We start from the raw sequence: 20,979 nt of genomic DNA, 5'->3' as shown, positions 1-20,979 counted from the left end.
TAGCGATTGGTGGCCATCCTGGATGCATGGAGGTCAGGCTGCATCATTCGGTGGACGAGTTTCGCGACATCGCGGAACCGTTGTACCGACGCGACCCCGTCGTGCACACAATCGAGCTCACCCTGTTGCGGGCAGGAGCGTTTCCCGACGATTCGACGATGCTGACGATCTGGAACAACGGTGGCATCGTGGGCGCGGCCCTGCAGACACCTCCATATCCGTTGGCGTGCAGTGGAATTCCTACAGATACTGCGTCCGCGGTCGCATCGGCACTTGCCCGGTTGGACCCGTCGCTGCATGGCGTCCGTGGGGTCGAACACACCGCCGTCGCGTTCGCCGATGCGTGGCGTGACGTCACCGGACAGTGCGGCACGGTGACGTCTGGCGACAAGCTGTATCGGTTGGGTGCCTTGCTCGTTCCACAAGGCGTTGCAGGGTCGCCGCGGCTCGCGACCGACAGCGATCGCGCCCTGCTTGTGGACTGGGTGGAGCGCTTTTTCGCGGACGCCTTCGGGGATCCGCGCGATGACGACCCCGGTGAACGGTTCGTCGACAACGCCTGCCGCGTTGGTGATCGCTTCGTGTTGTGGGACGTCGACGGCTCACCCCGCAGCATGGCGATGCTGCGGGCTCCCGCCGCGGACGTGTCGCGGATCGGACCGGTGTTCACACCGCGCGACGAGCGCAGCCACGGCTACGGCTCGGCCGTCACCGCGGCCGCCGTACAACTGGCGCACCGCAGCGGCACGGCCGACGTCGTGCTGTTCGCCGATATCGCCAACCCGACGTCGAACGCCATCTACCGACGGATTGGCTTCGAGCCGGCCAACGACTGGGTGCGGATCAGCTTCGTCGCGCCCGACTGACCCCGAGCGTGCGCAGACTGCACGCATATCGCGGCGTGTCGCGGTGCAGACACGCACGTCCCCTACTCACGTGTGGGCCCACGCGGTAGTGGAAGGCGCAGGTACGGTAAACGTGTGGCGAAGACGAAAAACCGCACCTCAGGTCGTGTCAGCAACAGGTTCTGGAAGCTGCTCGGCGCCAGTACCGACCGCGACGAGGTGAAGTCGATGTCGCTCGTCGACAAGTCCTCGGACTTCGGCGAGAAGGCGGCCGACCTCGACGACGAGCAGCTGCGCAAGGCCGCCCGGCTGCTCAATCTCGACGACCTGGCCGAGTCATCCGACATTCCGCAGTTCCTGGCGATCGCCCGCGAGGCGTCCAAGCGGGCCACCAACCTGGAGCCGTTCGACGTCCAGCTGCAGGGCGCGCTGCGGATGCTGGCCGGCGACGTGGTCGAGATGGCCACCGGTGAAGGCAAGACGCTGTCAGGTGCGATCGCGGCCGCCGGCTACGCGCTCGGCGGACGCCACGTTCACGTCATCACCATCAACGACTACCTGGCCCGCCGCGACGCCGAATGGATGGGGCCGCTGATCGAGGCGCTTGGGTTGACGGTCGGCTGGATCACCGCCGAGTCCACTCCCGAGCAGCGCCGCGAGGCCTACAAGTGCAACATCACCTACGCGTCGGTCAACGAGGTCGGCTTCGACGTGCTGCGCGATCAGCTCGTCACCGACGTCGAAGACCTCGTCTCGCCGAACCCCGACGTCGCGCTGATCGACGAGGCCGACTCGGTCCTCGTCGACGAGGCGTTGGTGCCCCTGGTCCTCGCGGGCACCACCCACCGCGAGACTCCGAAGGTCGAGATCATCCGGCTCGTCGGCGAACTGATCGCAGGCAAGGACTACGACACCGACGCCGACAACCGCAACGTCCACCTCACCGAGTCCGGCGCGCAGAAGCTGGAAGCCAAGCTCGGCGGCATCGACCTGTATTCCGAGGAACACGTCGGCACCACCTTGACCGAGGTCAACGTCGCACTGCACGCGCACGTGCTGCTGCAGCGCGACGTGCACTACATCGTCCGCGACGACGCCGTGCACCTGATCAACTCTTCCCGCGGCCGCATCGCGCAGCTGCAGCGCTGGCCCGACGGGCTGCAGGCCGCCGTCGAGGCAAAGGAGGGCATCGAGACCACCGAGACCGGTGAGGTGCTCGACACCATCACCGTCCAGGCGTTGATCAACCGGTACCCGCGGGTGTGCGGCATGACGGGCACCGCGCTCGCGGCCGGCGAACAGCTGCGCCAGTTCTACAAGCTCGGTGTGTCGCCAATTGCGCCTAATACTCCCAACATTCGCGAAGACGAGACCGACCGCGTGTACATCACCGCGGCCGCCAAGATCGACGCGATCGTCGACCACATCAAGGAAGTGCACGAAACCCAGCAGCCCGTGCTGGTCGGCACCCACGACGTCGCCGAATCCGAGGAGCTGCACGAGCGGCTGGTCAAGGCAGGCGTGCCTGCGGTCGTGCTGAACGCCAAGAACGACGAAGAAGAGGCCCGCGTCATCGCCGAGGCGGGCACGCTTGGCAGCGTCACGGTCTCCACGCAGATGGCAGGCCGCGGCACGGACATTCGGCTGGGGGGCTCCGACGAAGCCAGCCATGATGAGGTGGCCGAACTCGGCGGGCTGCACGTCATCGGCACCGGGCGCCACCACACCGAACGGCTGGACAACCAGCTTCGCGGCCGCGCAGGCCGCCAGGGTGATCCCGGTTCATCGGTGTTCTTCGCCAGCTGGGAAGACGACGTCGTCGTCGCGCACCTCGAGCCCAACAAGCTGCCCATGGAGACCGACCCGGAGAAGGGCGACGGCCGCATCGTCAGCAACAAGGCCGCGACGCTGCTCGACCACGCGCAGCGCGTCGCCGAAGGCCGGATGCTCGACATCCACGCCAACAACTGGCGCTACAACCAGCTGATCGCCCAGCAGCGCGCGATCATCGTCGAACGCCGAGACACGTTGCTGCGCACCGCAACTGCCCGCGAGGAGCTCGCCGAGCGCGCACCCAAACGCTACGAGGAGATCGTCGAGACACTCGGTGAGGAGAAGCTGGAGAAGATCTGCCGGCTGATCATGCTGTATCACCTCGACCGCGGATGGGCCGACCACCTGGCCTACCTCGCCGACATCCGCGAGAGCATTCACCTGCGCGCACTGGGCAACCAGACCCCGATCGACGAGTTCCACCGGATGGCCGTCGACGCGTTCGCCTCACTGGCTGCCGACGCGATCGAGGCGGCGCAGCAGACGTTCGAGACTGCGCCGTCCATCGAGGACGAGCCGGGCATCGACCTGTCCAAACTCGCCCGCCCGACGTCGACGTGGACGTACATGGTGCACGACAATCCGCTGGCAGACCAGACCATGTCGGCGCTGAGCCTGCCAGGAGTCTTCCGATAGGTTTAGCCCATGGCGGGCCCTGCTGGCGACGTGCGCAACCGGGTGCTGACGGTGCCCAATGCGCTGTCGGCGCTGCGCCTGGTACTGGTGCCGGTGTTCCTGTACCTGCTGCTGGTGGCTCACGCCACCGGATGGGCCACCGGCCTGTTGATGTTCAGCGGCTTCTCCGATTGGGCCGACGGCAAGATCGCCCGGCTCGTCGACAACCAATCGTCACGGCTGGGGGAATTGCTCGATCCGGCCGTCGACCGCATCTACATGGTGACCGTGCCTGTGGCGCTGGCGATTTACGGCGCGGTGCCGTGGTGGATCGTGCTGACACTGCTCGGTCGTGACGTGATCCTCGCCGCGACGCTGCCGGTATTGCGCGGCCGCGGATTGACCGCGCTGCCGGTCACCTACATCGGCAAGGCCGCCACCTTCGCGCTGATGTCGGGCTTCCCGCTGATCCTGCTCGGCCAGTTCGATGCGCTCTGGAGCAGGGTCGTGCTCGCATGCGGCTGGGCCTTTCTGATCTGGGGCCTGGCCATGTACCTGTGGTCGGGGGTGCTGTATCTGATCCAGGTGTCCATGGTGGTGCGCCAACTGCCGAAGGTTGTGCGATGAGCGCCTGCGCGAAGAGCCGAGGACACGCGTGACGACATTGGGCGGCTACGACCCCCAAGCGGGCCGCAACGCTCACGAGGCCAACACGCCGACGCTGATCCCCGTGCCGTCACTGCTGAGATCGCTGCTGTCCGATCATCTCGATCCCGGCTACGCGGCAGCGGCCAAGGCGAAGGAGGCGGGAAGGCGCCGCAAGTGGTGGCAGGCGTGGGCCTGGCAGATCTGCGGTGCTTTTTTGATCGCCGTGGTGTTCGCCGCCGCCGTCGCGCAGGCACGTTCGACGGCGCCGGGCGTGCGCGAGTCGCAGCACGTGCTGGCGGGAAGCGTCAAGTCCGCTGAGGCCGCCGCCAACGACGCCAGCGCCAAGCGCAACGCGCTGGCCGCCCAGGTGGATGCCGAGCGGCGCAGCAGGCTCGCGGGCGACGAACGCGGTCAGCAGTTGCTGGGCAGTCTGGATGCGGCCAACTTCGCCGCCGCCACCACGGCCGTGATCGGGCCCGGCCTGACCATCACCGTCACCGACCCCGGGATGTCGAAAGACCTCAGCGACGTCTCCAAGGAGCGGCTGCCCGGCAGCCAGCAGGTGATCCTCGACCGCGATCTGCAGTTGGTGGTCAACTCGCTGTGGGTCAGCGGAGCCGAGGCCGTCTCGGTGGGCGGTGTCCGGATCGGCCCGAACGTGACCATCCGGCAGGCGGGCGGGGGCATCCTGGTCGACAATCAACCGATCAGCAGCCCATACGTCATTCTCGCGATCGGACCGCCGCACGCCATGGCCGACGTGTTCGACCGCAGCCCCGGCCTGCAGCGACTTCGCCTGCTGGAGACCAGCTATGGCGTCGGAGTCAATGTCAGCGCCGGCGATGGTCTCACCGTGCCCGCCGGTTCGTTTCGGGATGTCAACTTCGCCAAGCAGATTGGGCCCTAATGACGGGACACAAATGATCGGTATCGCCGCACTGGTCGTCGGGATCGTGCTGGGTCTGGTGTTTCACCCCAGCGTCCCCGAGGTCATCCAGCCCTACCTGCCGATCGCGGTGGTGGCCGCGCTCGACGCGGTGTTCGGCGGATTGCGGGCCTATCTGGAACGCATATTCGACTCGAAAGTGTTCGTGATCTCGTTCGTGTTCAACGTTCTGGTCGCCGCGTTGATCGTGTACGTCGGCGACCAACTCGGTGTCGGCACGCAGTTGTCCACCGCGATCATCGTGGTGCTCGGCATCCGGATCTTCGGCAACGCTGCCGCCTTGCGGCGCAGATTGTTCGGCGCATAAACCCATGTCCGATCAGCCCCCGCAGCATTCGGCCGAACCGGACCATCACGGCCGCCACGAGTTGCCGCCAGACGAGCCCGCGCCCGCGATCGGCGATCTGAACGCAGGCGGGGTGAAGGGCGTGGCGCGCCGGGGCCGATCGCAACTCGCCTTCGGCGCCTTGGCCGTCCTGCTGCTTGTGGTGCTCGGGATCGCGATCGTGACGCAGGCGCGACAGACCGAATCGGGCGACGCACTGGAGACAGCGCGGCCCGCCGATCTGCTGGTGCTGCTGGACTCGCTGCAGCAGCGTGAAGCCGCGCTCAATACCGAAGTGGCCGACCTGCAGCGCAACTTGGCGCAATTGCAGGCCTCCGGCAGCAGCGATGCGGCCGCGATCGAAAACGCGCAGGCGCGTCTGGCCGCGCTGTCGATCCAGATCGGCACCGTCGCTGCGACGGGTCCCGGCGTGACGCTGACGATCGAGGACACCACGCCAGGGGTGCCCGCTGAGACCATGCTCGACGTCATCAACGAGTTGCGGGCCGCAGGTGCCGAGGCGATGGAGATTCGGGGCGGGTCGACGTCCGTTCGAGTCGGCGTCGACACGTGGGTGGTCGGCAACCCCGGTGCGCTCGTCGTCGACAATGCGACGCTTGGCCCGCCGTATTCTGTTCTGGCTATTGGTGATCCGGCTACGCTGGCCGCCGCGATGAACATCCCTGGCGGTGCGATGGACAGTGTCGAGCGCGTCGGCGGCAAGATGGTGGTACAACAGTCCGACCGCGTCGACATAACCGCCTTGCGGCAACCGAAACCCCGCCAATACGCTCAGCCAGTCAAATGAAGCCACATGTTTGCCGCCGACAAATAGGAGCGCCGTGAGCCAAATCCCAGCCGACCTGTCCTACACCGAGGAACACGAGTGGGTGCAGCGCACCGGCGACGACACCGTCCGGGTCGGCATCACCGACTACGCCCAGTCGGCGCTCGGCGACGTGGTGTTCGTGCAGTTGCCCGACGTCGGCGCCGAGGTGACGGCGGGGGAGTCGTTCGGCGAAGTCGAATCGACGAAGTCGGTCTCCGATCTTTACGCGCCCGTCAGCGCGAAAGTCGTTGCGGTCAACGGAGATCTGGAAGCAAACCCGCAACTGGTCAACTCGGATCCCTACGGCGAAGGTTGGCTGGTCGATCTGAAGATCGAGGGCGGTTCGCTGGACGATGCGCTGTCGGGGTTGCTGGATCCGGACGGCTACCGCGCCACCGTGACCGAATGACGAGTTGTTAGGGTTTTCGCGACCAAAGTCCAACACAGGCCGATCCGGCGGTGGTGGACCCAATGATGTCTACTGCGCGGTACGGTCAACACCAGACGTGTAATGACGGCTGGGGGGCCCGGCCTGATATCGCCACAGCAGCCAGTGAGGAGCAGCGGGTGACGGAAAACCACAACTCTGGGGCTGACCAGTCCGAGGATGTCACTGTGGAGACGACATCGGTCTTTCGCGCCGACTTCCTCAATGAACTGGACGCTCCGCCCGCGGCAGGCGCCGAGGGTGCGGTCTCGGGTGTGGAGGGCCTGCCCGCCGGGTCGGCCCTGCTGGTCGTCAAGCGCGGCCCCAACGCGGGATCGCGATTCCTGCTCGACCAGCCCACCACGTCGGCGGGTCGACATCCCGACAGCGACATCTTCCTCGACGACGTCACGGTGAGCCGTCGGCACGCGGAGTTCCGGCTGGAAAGCGGCGAGTTCCAGGTGGTCGACGTCGGCAGCCTCAACGGCACCTACGTCAACCGGGAACCCGTCGATTCCGCGGTGCTGGCCAACGGCGACGAGGTCCAGATCGGCAAGTTCCGCCTGGTGTTCTTGACCGGGCCCAAAGGCGACGACGACAGCGGCCCGGGAAGCTGAGCGTGACCGCCCCCGACAGACCCGCATTGGCCGGGATGTCGATCGGAGCGGTGCTCGATCTGCTGCGACCGGACTTCCCGGACGTAACCATCTCCAAGATTCGTTTTCTGGAGGCCGAGGGGCTCGTCACGCCTGAGCGCACCCCGTCGGGGTATCGGCGGTTCACCGCCTACGACTGTGCGCGGCTGCGGTTCATCCTGACCGCGCAACGCGATCAGTATCTGCCGTTGAAGGTCATCAAGGCCCAGTTGGACGCCCAGCCCGACGGCGAGCTGCCCAGCAGCGGATCTGCTTACGGCGTACCGCGTTTGGTTCCGGTTGATGCGAACCCGGAGGATGACGGCGTTGCGGTGGCGCAGTCGCAGGTTCGGCTGCGCCGCGAGGATCTGCTCGCGCGATCGGGCATCGATGACGCGATGCTCAACGAGCTGGTCAAGGGCGGCATCGTCAAAACCGGCGCCGCGGGCTTCTTCGACGACCATTCGGTGGTGATCGCGCAGTGCGCCAAGGCGCTGGCCGAGTACGGCGTCGAGCCGCGGCATCTGCGGGCATTTCGCTCAGCAGCCGACCGCCAGTCCGATCTGATCGCCCAGATCGCGGGTCCGGTGGTCAAGGCGGGCAAGGCCGGGGCCCGCGACCGGGCCGACGATCTGGCCCGCGAGGTGGCTGCCCTGGCGATCACGTTGCACACGTCGCTCATCAAGTCCGCCGTACGCGACGTTCTGGATCGCTGAGGATTAGACTCGTTTTCAAGGCTTCTTAGCGGGCTTCTTTCGTGCGGAGGGCAGACACAAATGGGTGAGGTTCGTGTGGTCGGCATTCGCGTTGAGCAGCCGCAGAACCAGCCGGTGCTACTGCTGCGGGAAGCCAATGGTGACCGCTATCTACCGATCTGGATCGGACAGCCGGAGGCTGCTGCGATCGCACTCGAGCAGCAGGGACACGAGCCCGCGCGTCCGCTGACCCACGATCTGATCCGAGATCTCATTACGGCACTTGGTCATTCGCTCAAAGAGGTGCGCATCGTCGACCTCCAGGAGGGCACCTTCTACGCGGACCTGATCTTCGACCGCGACATCAAGGTGTCGGCTCGGCCGTCGGATTCGGTGGCCATCGCGCTGCGCGTCGGCGTGCCGATCTACGTCGAGGAGGCCGTGCTCGCCGAGGCCGGACTGCTGATTCCCGACGAGAACGACGAGGAGGCCGCCGGCGCGGTCCGCGAGGACGAGGTCGAGAAGTTCAAGGAGTTCCTCGACAGCGTGTCGCCCGACGATTTCAAGGCGACGTAGTTCCCGTAGGAGTACGGGCCCGGTCGCCTGGGGTTTTGTCACGGAAACGTCTCGTCGCGCTCGACACGCGGTGCGGGTTTCTTCGAAGTATGAATTGGGCAGCCATACTTGGTTGCGACGAGCAGTAATGGCTCGACGGGAAGCGTATGCTCGACACATTCGATCTTCGGCAAACGTGCGCCCATGCAGGTCACAGACGCGAGTTCGATCGGCGAGAGGATTGGCAGAGTGGGAGACACGCCACGTCAAGAGCAGCTGGATCTGTCCACCAGCGGGCCCGCCGAATCGCCGGCAACCGCCCCCAGCGAACCCGTGCAGGCCGGTCTGTTCCCCGATAACTCGGTGCCCGACGAACTCGTCGGCTACCGCGGTCCCAGCGCCTGCCAGATCGCCGGAATCACTTACCGGCAGCTGGATTACTGGGCCAGGACCTCGCTCGTGGTTCCGTCCATTCGCAGCGCGGCCGGGTCGGGTAGCCAACGCCTTTACTCGTTCAAGGACATCCTCGTCCTCAAGATCGTGAAGCGGTTGCTGGACACCGGCATCTCGCTGCACAACATCCGCGTCGCGGTCGATCACCTGCGCCAGCGCGGCGTCCGCGATCTGGCCAACATCACGCTGTTCTCCGACGGCACCACGGTTTATGAGTGCACGTCGGCCGAGGAAGTCGTCGACCTGCTGCAGGGCGGCCAGGGTGTGTTCGGCATCGCGGTGTCCGGCGCCATGCGGGAGCTGACCGGGGCCATCGCCGAATTCCCCGGCGAGCGGGCCGACGGTGGCGAGTCGATCGCAACCCCCGAGGACGAGCTGGCCTCGCGTCGTAAGCACCGCGACCGCAAAATAGGCTGACACGCCGCCCGTTCTGCCTGCCGAAATCGCCGCTGAGCGGTGGTGACGGTAAACTCGTCAGCGCATCGCCCTTGTGTGGGAGAGTTCCGTGACCGCCAGTCACGGACGCCGAAGGAGCAACACCTCTCCGTCAACCTCTCAGGCACCCAGGACCGCGCAAGGCCCCGATGCCTCTGGAGACGCCCAGCCGGGTTGACGACTGAGGGGGAGGAACGTTCCTCTCCGGGAGTGCACCTCAGTGTTCGATCACTACCAGCCCAACTTCGCCGATCGCCACATCGGACCGGACGCCGATGCCGTCACGACGATGCTCAAGACCATCGGAGTGGGATCTCTGGACGAACTGGCCGACAAGGCCCTGCCAGCGGGCATTCTCGACGCGCTGTCCGCCGACGGCGTCGCACCAGGGCTTGACCAACTGCTGCCCGCCGCCAGCGAGCACGAAGCGCTTGCCGAACTGCGCGAGATGGCCGACTCGAACACCGTCGCCGTTTCGATGATCGGGCAGGGCTATTTCGACACACTGACGCCACCGGTGTTGCGCCGCAACATACTTGAGAACCCGGCGTGGTACACCGCCTACACCCCGTACCAGCCGGAGATCAGTCAGGGCCGGCTCGAGGCGCTGCTGAATTTCCAGACGATGGTCGCCGACCTGACCGGGCTCGAGGTCGCCAACGCCTCGATGCTCGACGAGGGCACCGCCGCCGCCGAGGCGATGACGCTGATGCACCGCGCCGTGCGGGGACCGTCGAACCGACTCGTGATCGACGCCGATGTGTACAGCCAGACCGCCGCAATCGTGGCCACCCGCGCGGAGCCGCTGGGCATCGAGATCGTCACCGCAGACCTGCGGGCGGGCCTGCCCGACGGCGACTTCTTCGGGGTGATCGCCCAGCTTCCCGGCAGCAGCGGCGAGGTCGTCGACTGGGCCGAGTTGGTGGCCGCAGCGCACGAGCGTGGTGCGCTGGTGGCGATCGGAGCCGACCTGCTGGCGCTGACGTTGATCGCATCGCCTGGCGACATCGGCGCCGACGTCGCATTCGGCACCACCCAACGTTTCGGTGTGCCAATGGGATTCGGCGGCCCGCACGCGGGCTACCTCGCGGTGCACGCCAAGCATGCGCGCCAGCTGCCTGGCCGACTGGTCGGCGTGTCCGTCGATGCGGACGGGTCGCCCGCCTTCAGATTGGCGCTGCAGACGCGCGAACAGCACATCCGCCGCGACAAGGCCACCAGCAATATCTGTACCGCGCAGGTGCTGCTTGCGGTGATCGCCTCGATGTACGCCAGCTATCACGGCGCGGACGGCTTGACCGGCATCGCGCGCCGCGTGCATGCCCGCGCCGAGGCGATCGCAGGCGCGCTCGGCGAGGCGTTGGTGCACGAGAAGTTCTTCGACACCGTGCTCGCGAACGTTGCCGGTCGTGCCGACGAGGTGGTCGTGGCGGCCAAGGCCAACGGCATCAACCTGTGGCGCGTCGACGCCGACCACGTGTCGGTCTCGTGCGACGAGGCGACAACCGACGAGCACGTCGCCCGCGTGATCGAGGCGTTCGGGTTGGCGCCCGCCGAACCGCGTCGCTCCGAAATCGCAACGCGCACTTCGGAATTCCTCACCCATCCGGCGTTCACGCAGTATCGCACCGAGACTGAGATGATGCGGTACCTGCGATCATTGGCCGACAAGGATATTGCGTTGGACCGCAGCATGATTCCGCTCGGGTCGTGCACGATGAAGCTGAACGCCGCGGCCGAGATGGAGCCGATCACCTGGCCGGAGTTCTCCCGCCAGCACCCGTTCGCACCCGCGTCGGACACACCGGGACTGCGCAAGCTGATCTCCGATTTGGAGAGCTGGCTGACCGCGATCACCGGCTATGACGCGGTGTCGTTGCAGCCCAACGCCGGGTCTCAGGGGGAGTACGCCGGGCTGCTCGCGATCCAGGCGTATCACGCTGAGCGGGGCCAGCCCGATCGCGACGTGTGCCTGATCCCGTCGAGTGCGCACGGCACCAACGCGGCGTCGGCGGCACTGGTCGGCATGCGGGTCGTGGTGGTGGCGTGCCGGGCCAACGGCGATGTCGACCTCGACGACCTGCGCGCGAAGGTGACCGAGCACGCGGATCGGTTGTCGGCGTTGATGATCACTTACCCGTCGACGCACGGCGTGTACGAGCACGACATCGCCGAGATCTGCGCGGCGGTGCACGACGTCGGCGGCCAGGTGTACGTCGACGGCGCGAATCTCAATGCGCTCGTCGGGCTGGCCAGGCCCGGCCGGTTCGGCGGCGACGTCAGCCATCTCAATCTGCACAAGACGTTCTGCATCCCGCACGGTGGCGGCGGTCCCGGCGTCGGGCCCGTCGCGGTGCGCGAACACCTGGCCAAATACCTGCCAGGCCATCCGCTGGCCGAGGAGTTGCCCGAGAAGTACACGGTGTCATCGGCTCCGTACGGGTCGGCGTCGATCCTGCCGATCACGTGGGCGTACATCCGGATGATGGGCGCGGGAGGGCTGCGTGCGGCGTCGTTGACCGCGATCGCGTCGGCCAACTACATCGCGCGGCGCCTCGACGACTACTACCCGGTGCTGTATACCGGCGAGAACGGCATGGTCGCCCACGAGTGCATCCTCGACCTGCGGGGCATCACCAAGGACACCGGCGTCACCGTGGACGACGTGGCAAAGCGCTTGGCGGACTACGGTTTTCACGCGCCGACGATGAGCTTCCCCGTCGCGGGCACGCTGATGGTCGAGCCGACGGAGAGCGAGAGCCTCGCCGAGGTCGACGCGTTCTGTGACGCGATGATCGCGATACGCGGCGAAATCGACAAGGTCGGTGCGGGCACGTGGACAGTCGACGACAACCCGCTGCGCGGTGCGCCGCACACCGCGGAATGCCTGCTGGTGGCCGACTGGGAGCACCCGTACACCCGCGAGCAGGCGGCGTACCCGCTCGGCAAGGGCTTCCGGCCGAAGGTGTGGCCACCGGTGCGCCGCATCGACGGAGCCTACGGAGACCGCAATCTGGTCTGCTCGTGCCCGCCTGTCGAGGCGTTCGCCTGACCCAGGTCCGCCGAGTGTGGGCTCGACGCACGTTCCGCGGGCCCGAAGCGTGCGGGTAACCCACGTTCGGCGGCTAGGGTCCGTGGTGTGCTACCCCCAAGCGTGGCGAAGTGGCGTGACGGCGGCAGTTGGCTGACGACGGCTGCGGGCAGGCTGTTCGTTCGCTCGGCACCCGGCGATGGTCCGACGGTGCTGCTGCTGCACGGCTACCCGTCGAGTTCGTATGACTATCGCGGCGTCGTGCCGCACCTGGCAGGGCGGGCGTGGCTGACACTCGACTTCCTCGGCTTCGGCCTGTCGGACAAGCCGCGACCGCACCGCTACAGCCTGCTCGAGCAGGCCGACATCGTGGCTGACGTAGTCGCCGCAGAAGCACCGGGACCGGTGGTGCTCATCGCACACGACATGGGCACATCGGTGACGACAGAATTGTTGGCCCGAGATATCAAGGGCGCCTTACCGTTTGACCTGCAACGCGTCGTTCTCAGCAACGGCAGCGTGATCCTGAGCCGCGCCAGCCTACGACCCGTCCAGAAGCTGCTACGCGGTCCGCTCGGCCCGCTGGCCGCGCGGTTGTCCACCGGCGGCAGGTTCGTCAAGGAGTTCGGGCGTTTGTTCAGCGCGAACCATCCGCTGACCGCAGAGGAGGCCGACGCGCAGTGGGCGCTGATCGCCAACAACGACGGGCATCGCATCGCGCACCTGCTGATCTCGTACCTCGACGAGCGCGAACGCTACGCCGACCGCTGGCACGGCGCAGTGCGGGACTGGCCCAAACCGCTCAGCTTCCTGTGGGCCCTCGACGATCCGGTGGCCACCACGAACGTGCTCGACGGCCTGCGCGAATTACGGCCAGCCGCAGACGTTGTCGAGCTTCCCGGCGTCGGGCACTACCCGCAAGTGGAGGTGCCCGAGGTGTTCACCCGCGCCGCGTTGAGCCTACTGACGACGGCGTCGCACTAACCGATGAACTGCGTGATCGCGGCGGTCAGGTCGGGCGAGGCCGAGCTGCCAAGGTTCTGATAGCTGCCGCCGCTGGCCTGTGCGACGGCCTCCCATGTGGCGCGGTCGGGGTCGTTGCCGAAGTCGATCACGTTCACCGCGATCGGGCGTCCCTGATCGAAGGCGCCGCGAATGTACTGCTGCAGGCCGGGACCGTCCAGCGACTGGTCGGTGTGCGGGCCCGCCGTGATGAGCAGCACCGAATTACTTTGTCCCTGACGGTAACTCGCCTTCGCCTGGTCGTAGAGCATCCGCAGCGTGGTGAACGAAACCGCACCACCACCGGACGCGGTCTGCGCGTTGAGCGCACCGGTCAGCGCTGCCGAACGCGGCTGCCCGTTGACCTGATCCGACAGCGGCCCGGTGCTCACTTCGGACCTGCCTTCGACGCCGTCGAACGTCCACAACCCGACCGCAGCGTTGCCCGGCAGTGCCTGCACCCGGGCGTTGAGCGCAGCGACCACATTGGCCAGCCGCGACTTGCCGCCCTCGTCCGTCGGCATCGACTGGTCGAGCATGATCGTGACGGCGGGGGTCTCCGCCGGCGCGGTCAACGCGTTGGCCAGCGTCGCCCGCATCGAGGCGTCACCCACCGACAGCGGCGCCGACACCGGCGCAAAGCTCGTCACGTCGCTCTTCGGCGGCGCGCCGCCCTCGGTGCGGAAACCGGCCTTGGACAGCTGCGCGAGCTGCTCGGACTTGCGCATGAACCGCGCGAATTCGCTTGCCGCGCTGACCTGTTCCTGCGACAGCCAATTGCCGCTGAGCAGCACGGTCGGATAGTCGGCCACAGCCGTCGGACCTGGCGGCAGCCACGCGGCGAGCTTGGTCTTGGCGTCCGGTATCGACGCGGCCTTCTGGAACAACTGCTGCTCGGTGGTGACGACGGAGTGCACTGGTGCGGTCGCCGGATCAGACGAATTCAGTAGTGCGTCCATCGCGGTGGACCACTTGTTGTCGGCGAGCTTGGGCTGCGCACCGACCAGTGTGTTGACCGCTCCCGCTCCTGCGCTGGCCGGTTGGCCCGCGGGGGCCGACGCCGCCGCCACGGCCTCGGCCGCCAGATAGGAGGCGTCGCTGTCGCCGCTCAGCGGCAAGGACAGCCGCAACGACCCCCAGCCGGGCAGATTCAGCGCGTCCAACGCCGACTGATTGGTCTGCAGCCCCGGCAGCGTGCCCCAATTCTGCTGGGCCAACGCATCTTTGAGCTGTGGCCGGGTAGCGAGCAGAACCGGCGAGGTGACAAGGGAGCGGCTGTCGCTGACGGTCTGAGCGCCGGCCGCGGCCTCGAGCCGGGCTTCCGACACCGAGCTGGCCGGGATCCACAGCGCAGGCCGCTCTCCGAGTTCGGCGGGCCATTTGCCGATGAAGCCGTTGACGACCTGGTCGGAATCGGCGGGCCGGACACCGATCTTCACGCATTTGTCGGCGACGGGCGCCGCGCTCTTGTTGTAGGCATCGGCCAGCTTGTGCACCTCGTCTGCGATCGAGGGGTCCGCGACGACAGCGACCGCGAGTTCGCCGTCGACACACCGCGCGGCGAGCGCATCGCTGCGATGCGAAAGGGCGTCGCCGAAGAACCGCCACAGGATGAATCCACCGACTATCACCACCACGGCCACAAGTGCCGCGATTACGCCAACGCTGACACCGCGCCTGCGGGTTGTGATCGCGCGGTGGCTACCCGTCCACTCGCCGCCTTCCCATTCGCCGCTGTGCTTCTGTCCGGACCGAGGCGGCGGGACGGCACCCCGCGCGGACTCCGGTCGCTCATAGTCCTCTGCGGGCTCATCGAAGTCGGCTTGGCCGTAGTCGTGCCCGTAGTCGGGCTCGTCATAGCTCGGCTCGTCATAGTGCGAGTCGTCGTAACCCGGCTCTTCGAAGTCCCCGTCGGGATACGGGGTGGACGGGTAGGCGGGCTCGTCGTAGTCGGGTCGGTCATACCCGGCGGCGCGATAGCCATAGCCCGTACCTCCGGCGAAGTCGTCGGGTTCCGGCGGCGGCTGACGACTGAAGCGCTGAGTCGGCGGCTCCTCGGGCACGCCTTCGTCGGCCGAGTCCTCGGGATCGGGAGCGCTATGCCTTCCCACTTAACCCCTTGTGCTCACTGCGCTGCGGCCTTGTACTCGCGTCGACGTCGGTGCAGGATCGGCTCGGTGTAGCCGTTGGGCTGCGCGCCACCGGCCAGGATCAACTCCTGCGCGGCCTGGAACGCGATGCTGCCCTCGGGATCCGGTGCCATCGGGCGGAATTCGGGATCCTTTGCGTTCTGCTCGTCGACGACCGCGGCCATCCGGCGCAGGCTGGCCTTGACGTCCTCTTCGGTGATCACGCCGTGGCGCAACCAGTTTGCCAGCAGCTGGCTCGAAATGCGCAGTGTCGCACGGTCTTCCATCAACGCCACATTGTGGATGTCAGGCACCTTCGAGCAGCCGACGCCCGCGTCGATCCAGCGCACGACGTAGCCGAGGATCGACTGGCAGTTGTTGTCGACCTCTTCGCGGATCTCCTCTGGCGCCCACGCCAGCTCCTTGGCCAGGGGGACCGTCAGCAGCTGGTCGACGGTCGTGCGTCGCTTGCCTTCCAGCTCCTTGTGCACCGTGTACACGTCGACCTCGTGGTAGTGCATGGCGTGCAGGGTGGCCGCGGTCGGCGACGGCACCCACGCGGTGGTCGCACCCGCCTTCGGCTGACCGATCTTCTGCTCGACCATGTCGGCCATCAGGTCGGTCATGGCCCACATGCCCTTGCCGATCTGCGCGCGCCCGGAGAAGCCGGTGGCCAGGCCGACGTCGACGTTCTGATCCTCGTAGGCGGCGATCCACTGGGTGCTCTTCATCGCACCCTTGCGGATCATCGGCCCCGCCTCCATCGAGGTGTGGATCTCGTCGCCGGTGCGGTCCAGGAAACCGGTGTTGATGAACACGACGCGGTCCGCGGCCGCCTTCACGCAGGCCTTGAGGTTGAGCGTGGTGCGGCGCTCCTCGTCCATGATGCCGACCTTGAGCGTGTTCTGCGGCAGGCCGAGCACGTCCTCGACGCGGCTGAACAGCTCGCAGGTGTAGGCCACCTCGTCGGGTCCGTGCATCTTGGGCTTCACGATGTAGACCGACCCGCTGCGGCTGTTCACCAGCGGCCCGTTGCCCTCTCCCTGCTTCAGCCCGTGAATCGCGATCAGGCTGGTGAACAGGGCGTCCTGAATGCCCTCGAACACCTCGTGACCCTCGGCGTCGGTGATCGCGTCGTTGGTCATCAGGTGACCGACGTTGCGCACGAACATCAGGCTGCGTCCCGGCAGCGTCAGCTCACCCTCGCCATCGGGTGTGGTGTAGGTGCGGTCCTGGTTGAGGACGCGGGTGAACGTCTTGCCGCCCTTGGCCACCTCTTCGGTGAGGTCGCCCTTGTTCAGGCCAAGCCAGTTGCGGTAGCCGAGCACCTTGTCGTCGGCGTCGACCGCGGCCACCGAGTCCTCGAAGTCCATGATCGTGGTGATCGCGGACTCCAGCACGACGTCCTTGATGCCGGCTGCGTCGGTCGAGCCGACGGGGGAGTCGGGGTCGACCAGGATCTCGACGTGCAGTCCGTGGTTGCGCAGCAGCACCGACCACTGCGGCGAGCCCAGCTCGCCGGTGTAGCCGACGAACTGCTCCGGCGACGCCAACCCGGTCGACTCGTCGCGCAACTCGATGACCAGCTGACCGTCGTCGATCTTCAGCCCGGTGGCGTCGCTCCACGCCCCGGACGAAAGCGGCACCGCGGTGTCGAGGAACTTGCGCGCATAGGCGATGACCTTGTCGCCGCGCACTTTGTTATAGCTCGTGCCTTTCTCGGCGCCGTCCTCTTCCGAGATGACATCGGTGCCGTACAGCGCGTCGTACAGCGAGCCCCAGCGGGCGTTGGCGGCGTTCAGCGCGAACCGCGCGTTGAGGATCGGCACCACCAACTGCGGACCCGCGGTCGTGGTGATCTCGTCGTCCACGCCTGCGGTGGTGATGGTGAAGTCGTCCGGCTCGGGCTGCAGATAGCCGATCTCGGTGAGGAACTGCTTGTAGCCGTCCGGGTCGAGCGGCTCGATGACGTGCTGGCGGTGATATTTGTCGATCTGCGCCTGCAGGTCGTCGCGGCGCGCCAGCAGGTCCTGGTTCTGCGGGGACAGGTCGGTGACGACCTTGTCGACTCCCGCCCAGAAGCTGTCGGGGTCGATGTCGGTGCCCGGCAGCGCCTCGTTGTTCACGAAGTCGTAGAGCACCTGGGCGACGCGCAGGTTTCCCACCGTCACGCGGTCCGTCATATTTCCTCCCTAAAGCCGTCGATCCAGCTTACCCAGCGGTAACTGGGGCTATTCGCCAGCAGCCATGGTCAGCAGCAGGTCACACCGGTCGGCCAGGGTGGCCCGCAGTGGTGTGGCCCGCTCAGCAATGCTCTGCTGGGCACGGACATACTCGGCGCGACCGGCCGGCGTTTCGACGGCGATCGGCTCGAATCCGTAGTCGCGGAGATCATAGGGGCTCGCGCGCATATCCAGCGAACGGGCATCGGCGGCGAGTCGCAGACAGTCCATCACCAGGTCCGAGCAGACCAGCGGCCCGAGCTTGAACGCCCACTTGTAGAGATCCATCGCGGCGTGCACACAGCCGGGCTGCTCACTGGCCACCTGGCTGTCGCGGGTGAGCCGTTCGGTGTTGCGGCGGGCGGCCGGCTCGGTGAAGAACCGGAACGCGTCAAAGTGGCTGCAGCGCAACGGCATTGACTCGACGACGGCATCGGTCCCTGCCGCGCCCAACCGCAGCGGCACCTGGCCGTGGCGCACCGCGGGCGCTTGGTAGACCATCGCCCACTCGTGCATGCCGAAGCAGTTCATCCGCGCCGGGCGTGCGGCCGTCGCGCGCAGCAACCTGGCGATGAACCTCACCGTGTTGGCTCGCGACGCCATGTACGCGTCGGTGACGGTTACGCCGCAGCGCCCACGCCCGTAGCCGCTGCGCTGGAGATAACGCTCGGCCGCAGCACCGCCGAGGGCGGCGCCGAACCCGGGGTGCCAGATCCGCAACTGCCGCGGCCGCAGGCTGTAATAGGTGAACAGGAAATCCCAGACCGGGTGCGTTTGTCCGGTTCGGGCTCGCCTGCGATGAGGTTCACAAAAGTCGTCGACGCGTTCCTGGTGCAAGCGCTCGCGGGTGGTCCAGTCGGCTTCGTCGAGCACGACGACATCAGCCACCGTCGTGCAGACATCAGACACGGTGCGTCCTGTCGCGAACGGCGCCGACCACGTCCTCGACCAGGTCCTCGAGCGTGACCATCGCCGACACCCTGCCGTCGGCGGCGGTGACGACCGCGAGGTGGCTGTTGTTGCGCCGCAGCAGCGACAACGCGTCGGGTAGCGAGGTCGCGTCGGGCACCTCCGGCAGTGGTCGCACCGCCGTCGGGTCCACCACTGCATCGGGATCGCCGACGAGTGCAAGCACGTCCTTGATGTGCACGTAGCCGATGAACCTGCCCGCGGAATCGGCGACCGGGAAGCGCGAGTAACCGGTCTCGGCCAGCGCGCGCTGGATCGCCGCCACCGTGGGGCCCGACGCGTCATCGGCCGCCCGCACCGCGTGCACCGCGCTGAGCGGTACCGCCACGTCGCGGACCACTCGGTTGCGGATCTGCAGTGCCCGCGACAGGCGGTTGTGCTCCTCGGGGTCCAGGAGGCCCTCCGACACCGACTCGGCGATCATCTCGGACAGCTCGACGGTCGACACCGTGTTCTCCAGTTCGGTTTTCGCTTCCACCCCGAACATCCGCAGGATCACGTGGGCGCACCAGTCGTACACCGCGATGACGGGCTTAGCCGCGCGCACCCACAGCAGGTACGGCGGCACCAGCAGCATGGCCGCGGACTCGGGGCCGGCGATGGCGATGTTCTTCGGCACCATCTCGCCGAGGAGGACGTGCAGCACCACGACAATCGTGATCGCGATGACGAACGACACCGTGTGCAGCACGGTGTCTGGAATGCCGAACAAGTGGAACGGCCGCTCGAGCAGATGTGCCACCGCCGGTTCGCCGACCCGGCCCAGCAGGATCGAACAGATCGTGATGCCGAGCTGCGCGCCGGCCAGCATCAGCGGCAGGTTCTCGCCTGCGCGGATCACCGCGACCGCGCTGTGCTTGCCCTGTTCGGCCAGCGTCTCGAGCCGGTCGCGGCGGGCCGAGATCAACGCGAACTCCGCGCCGACGAAGAACGCGTTGGCCGCCAGCAGCACGAAAGTCAGGATGACGCCGAGGAAGTCACCCATCGGTACCCTCCGGCTCGTCCTCGCGCCTGCCAAGCTGTGTCAGCTCGAGCTGGTCGATGCGCCGCCCGTCCATCCGCACCACGGTGGCCAGCCAGCGCGCCGGATCGTCCAGCGGGGCGTCGGGGTCGAACGCGGTCAGCTCGACGGACTCACCTTCTTCGGGGATGTGGCCCAGTTCCTGAAGGACCAGACCGCCGATGGTCTCGTACTCGCCCTCCGACGCCCGAAATCCGGTGGCCGTCGCGACTTCGTCGATGCGCAACAGACCGGACACCTGCCAGCCCTGACCGGCCTGCACGACGTCGGCGGTCGGTTCGTCGTGCTCGTCGCGGATGTCGCCGACGATCTCCTCGATGACGTCCTCGACGGTCACCATGCCCGCGGTGCCGCCGTATTCGTCGACTACCAGCGCGGTCTGCAGGCCGTTGGCCCGCAGCTGCGCCATCACGTCGTCGCCGTCCAGCGTCGACGGCACTCGGGCGACGGGCTGGGCAAGGGTGGCCAACTTGGTCGTTTTGTGCCGCTCCGGCGGGATCTCGAAGACCTGCTTGACGTGGACGATGCCGGTGGTCTCGTCGAGATCGCCGTCGACGATCGGGAACCGCGAATACCCGCTGCCGATTGCCGCTTCCACCAGATCGGCGACGGTGTCGTCGACCTCGAGGGTGACGATCTCCGTACGGGGCGTCATCAGTTCCTCGGCGGTCCGCGAGCCGAACTGCAGCGAGCGGTCGACCAGCGTCGCGGTGACGGGGTCCAACGATCCGCGCCGCGCCGAGTTGCGCACCAGCGAAACCAGCTCCTGCGGTGAGCGCGCCGAGCGCAACTCCTCCGCGGGCTCGATGCCGAGCCGACGAAGAATCCAGTTCGCGGTTCCGTTGGTCAGGTGGATCAGCGGCGTGAACAGCGCCGAGAACAGCAACTGGGGGCCCGCCACCACGCGCGCCACCGGCAGCGGCTTGGCCACCGCCAGGTACTGGGCAACCAGCTCGCCGAACACCATCGACACCGACGTCGCAATCAGCAGCGCCAACGCCAGCGCCAGGCCGCCCGACACTTCGGGCGACAACGACGTCGCCGCGAACACCGGCTCCAGCAGATGCGCGACGAGCGGCTCGGCCAGATAGCCGGTGATCAGTGTGGTGATCGAGATGCCCACCTGGGCGCCGGAGAGCTGAAACGACAACGTCCGATGGGCCCGCTGCACCAGCTGGTCGCGGCGTCCGCCGCTGCGCGCGTTCGCGTCGACCGTGCTGCGCTCCAGCGCGGTCAGCGAGAACTCGGCGGAGACGAACACCGCGGTGCCCGCGGTCAGAATCGCGAACGCCAGCAGGGCAAGCAGGGTGTACACGACGCTCATCGCGTTCTCACCCTCGGGTCGCCGGGCCGCACGCCCGGCC

Annotated in this window: 18 protein-coding genes and 1 riboswitch; of the genes, 13 read left to right on the top strand and 5 right to left on the bottom strand. The window is 67.1% G+C overall.

Translation table 11 applies throughout. The features are described from left to right. Window positions 1-26: 26 nt before the first annotated feature. From J3E61_RS31740 to J3E61_RS31680, 13 genes are all read left to right on the top strand, one after another. On the top strand, window positions 27-866 hold the full coding sequence (locus J3E61_RS31740) for a GNAT family N-acetyltransferase (RefSeq protein WP_210086580.1): 840 nt from the start codon (window positions 27-29) through the stop codon (window positions 864-866). Between the two features lie 114 nt (window positions 867-980). Then, entirely contained in the window at window positions 981-3,314 is a 2,334-nt protein-coding gene (secA2, locus tag J3E61_RS31735; RefSeq protein WP_192722634.1) for an accessory Sec system translocase SecA2, read from the top strand. A 9-nt stretch (window positions 3,315-3,323) separates the two neighbouring features. Then, window positions 3,324-3,920 carry a CDP-alcohol phosphatidyltransferase family protein gene (locus J3E61_RS31730; protein WP_192722635.1) on the top strand — a complete coding sequence of 199 codons (597 nt, stop codon included), beginning with the start codon at window positions 3,324-3,326 and terminating at the stop codon, window positions 3,918-3,920. A gap of 28 nt (window positions 3,921-3,948) precedes the next feature. Beyond that, complete coding sequence (locus J3E61_RS31725) at window positions 3,949-4,848, top strand: DUF881 domain-containing protein (protein ID WP_210086579.1); 900 nt, start codon at window positions 3,949-3,951, stop codon at window positions 4,846-4,848. A 13-nt stretch (window positions 4,849-4,861) separates the two neighbouring features. Then, complete coding sequence (locus J3E61_RS31720) at window positions 4,862-5,194, top strand: small basic family protein (protein ID WP_067800834.1); 333 nt, start codon at window positions 4,862-4,864, stop codon at window positions 5,192-5,194. Window positions 5,195-5,198: 4 nt separating this feature from the next. Next, window positions 5,199-6,020, top strand: a complete 822-nt coding sequence (locus J3E61_RS31715; protein ID WP_192722637.1) for a DUF881 domain-containing protein — start codon at window positions 5,199-5,201, stop codon at window positions 6,018-6,020. A 34-nt stretch (window positions 6,021-6,054) separates the two neighbouring features. Continuing rightward, on the top strand, window positions 6,055-6,450 hold the full coding sequence (gcvH, locus tag J3E61_RS31710; RefSeq protein WP_192722638.1) for a glycine cleavage system protein GcvH: 396 nt from the start codon (window positions 6,055-6,057) through the stop codon (window positions 6,448-6,450). Window positions 6,451-6,608: 158 nt separating this feature from the next. Continuing rightward, the gene (locus J3E61_RS31705; RefSeq protein ID WP_192722639.1) at window positions 6,609-7,085 is read left to right on the top strand and encodes an FHA domain-containing protein; all 477 of its coding nucleotides are present in this window, start codon (window positions 6,609-6,611) and stop codon (window positions 7,083-7,085) included. A gap of 2 nt (window positions 7,086-7,087) precedes the next feature. Beyond that, window positions 7,088-7,819: a MerR family DNA-binding transcriptional regulator gene (locus J3E61_RS31700; RefSeq protein WP_192722640.1), complete on the top strand. Its 732-nt coding sequence runs from the start codon at window positions 7,088-7,090 to the stop codon at window positions 7,817-7,819. Between the two features lie 60 nt (window positions 7,820-7,879). Further along, window positions 7,880-8,374 carry a bifunctional nuclease family protein gene (locus tag J3E61_RS31695; protein ID WP_015307149.1) on the top strand — a complete coding sequence of 165 codons (495 nt, stop codon included), beginning with the start codon at window positions 7,880-7,882 and terminating at the stop codon, window positions 8,372-8,374. A 228-nt stretch (window positions 8,375-8,602) separates the two neighbouring features. Continuing rightward, entirely contained in the window at window positions 8,603-9,223 is a 621-nt protein-coding gene (locus J3E61_RS31690; RefSeq protein WP_192722641.1) for a MerR family transcriptional regulator, read from the top strand. A 66-nt stretch (window positions 9,224-9,289) separates the two neighbouring features. Next, a riboswitch (glycine riboswitch) is annotated at window positions 9,290-9,388 on the top strand. Window positions 9,389-9,461: 73 nt separating this feature from the next. Then, window positions 9,462-12,293: an aminomethyl-transferring glycine dehydrogenase gene (gcvP, locus tag J3E61_RS31685; protein ID WP_210086578.1), complete on the top strand. Its 2,832-nt coding sequence runs from the start codon at window positions 9,462-9,464 to the stop codon at window positions 12,291-12,293. Between the two features lie 87 nt (window positions 12,294-12,380). Then, window positions 12,381-13,256, top strand: coding sequence for an alpha/beta hydrolase (locus J3E61_RS31680; RefSeq protein WP_210086577.1), 876 nt, complete (start codon window positions 12,381-12,383; stop codon window positions 13,254-13,256). Here J3E61_RS31680 and J3E61_RS31675 read toward each other — a convergent pair. The 5 genes from J3E61_RS31675 to J3E61_RS31655 are packed head-to-tail and all read right to left on the bottom strand — an operon-like array spanning window position 13,253 to window position 20,939. After that, entirely contained in the window at window positions 13,253-15,385 is a 2,133-nt protein-coding gene (locus J3E61_RS31675; RefSeq protein ID WP_210086576.1) for a hypothetical protein, read from the bottom strand. The two genes, J3E61_RS31680 and J3E61_RS31675, sit on opposite strands and share 4 nt — an antisense overlap. 14 nt (window positions 15,386-15,399) lie before the next feature. After that, on the bottom strand, window positions 15,400-17,586 hold the full coding sequence (locus J3E61_RS31670; protein ID WP_210086575.1) for a malate synthase G: 2,187 nt from the start codon (window positions 17,584-17,586) through the stop codon (window positions 15,400-15,402). 48 nt (window positions 17,587-17,634) lie between these two features. Beyond that, window positions 17,635-18,513 carry a 3-methyladenine DNA glycosylase gene (locus tag J3E61_RS31665; protein ID WP_210086770.1) on the bottom strand — a complete coding sequence of 293 codons (879 nt, stop codon included), beginning with the start codon at window positions 18,511-18,513 and terminating at the stop codon, window positions 17,635-17,637. A gap of 13 nt (window positions 18,514-18,526) precedes the next feature. Then, window positions 18,527-19,579, bottom strand: a complete 1,053-nt coding sequence (locus J3E61_RS31660) for an HlyC/CorC family transporter (RefSeq protein ID WP_210086574.1) — start codon at window positions 19,577-19,579, stop codon at window positions 18,527-18,529. Beyond that, window positions 19,572-20,939: an HlyC/CorC family transporter gene (locus J3E61_RS31655; RefSeq protein ID WP_210086573.1), complete on the bottom strand. Its 1,368-nt coding sequence runs from the start codon at window positions 20,937-20,939 to the stop codon at window positions 19,572-19,574. Before J3E61_RS31655 ends, J3E61_RS31660 begins: the two co-directional genes overlap by 8 nt. Between the last annotated feature and the right edge of the window lie 40 nt (window positions 20,940-20,979).

The organism is Mycobacterium sp. OAE908 (assembly GCF_017872775.1).
GTDB lineage: Bacteria > Actinomycetota > Actinomycetes > Mycobacteriales > Mycobacteriaceae > Mycobacterium.
The sequence above is the reverse complement of the archived record's forward strand: the minus strand, read 5'-3'. Positions and strand labels throughout refer to the sequence as shown.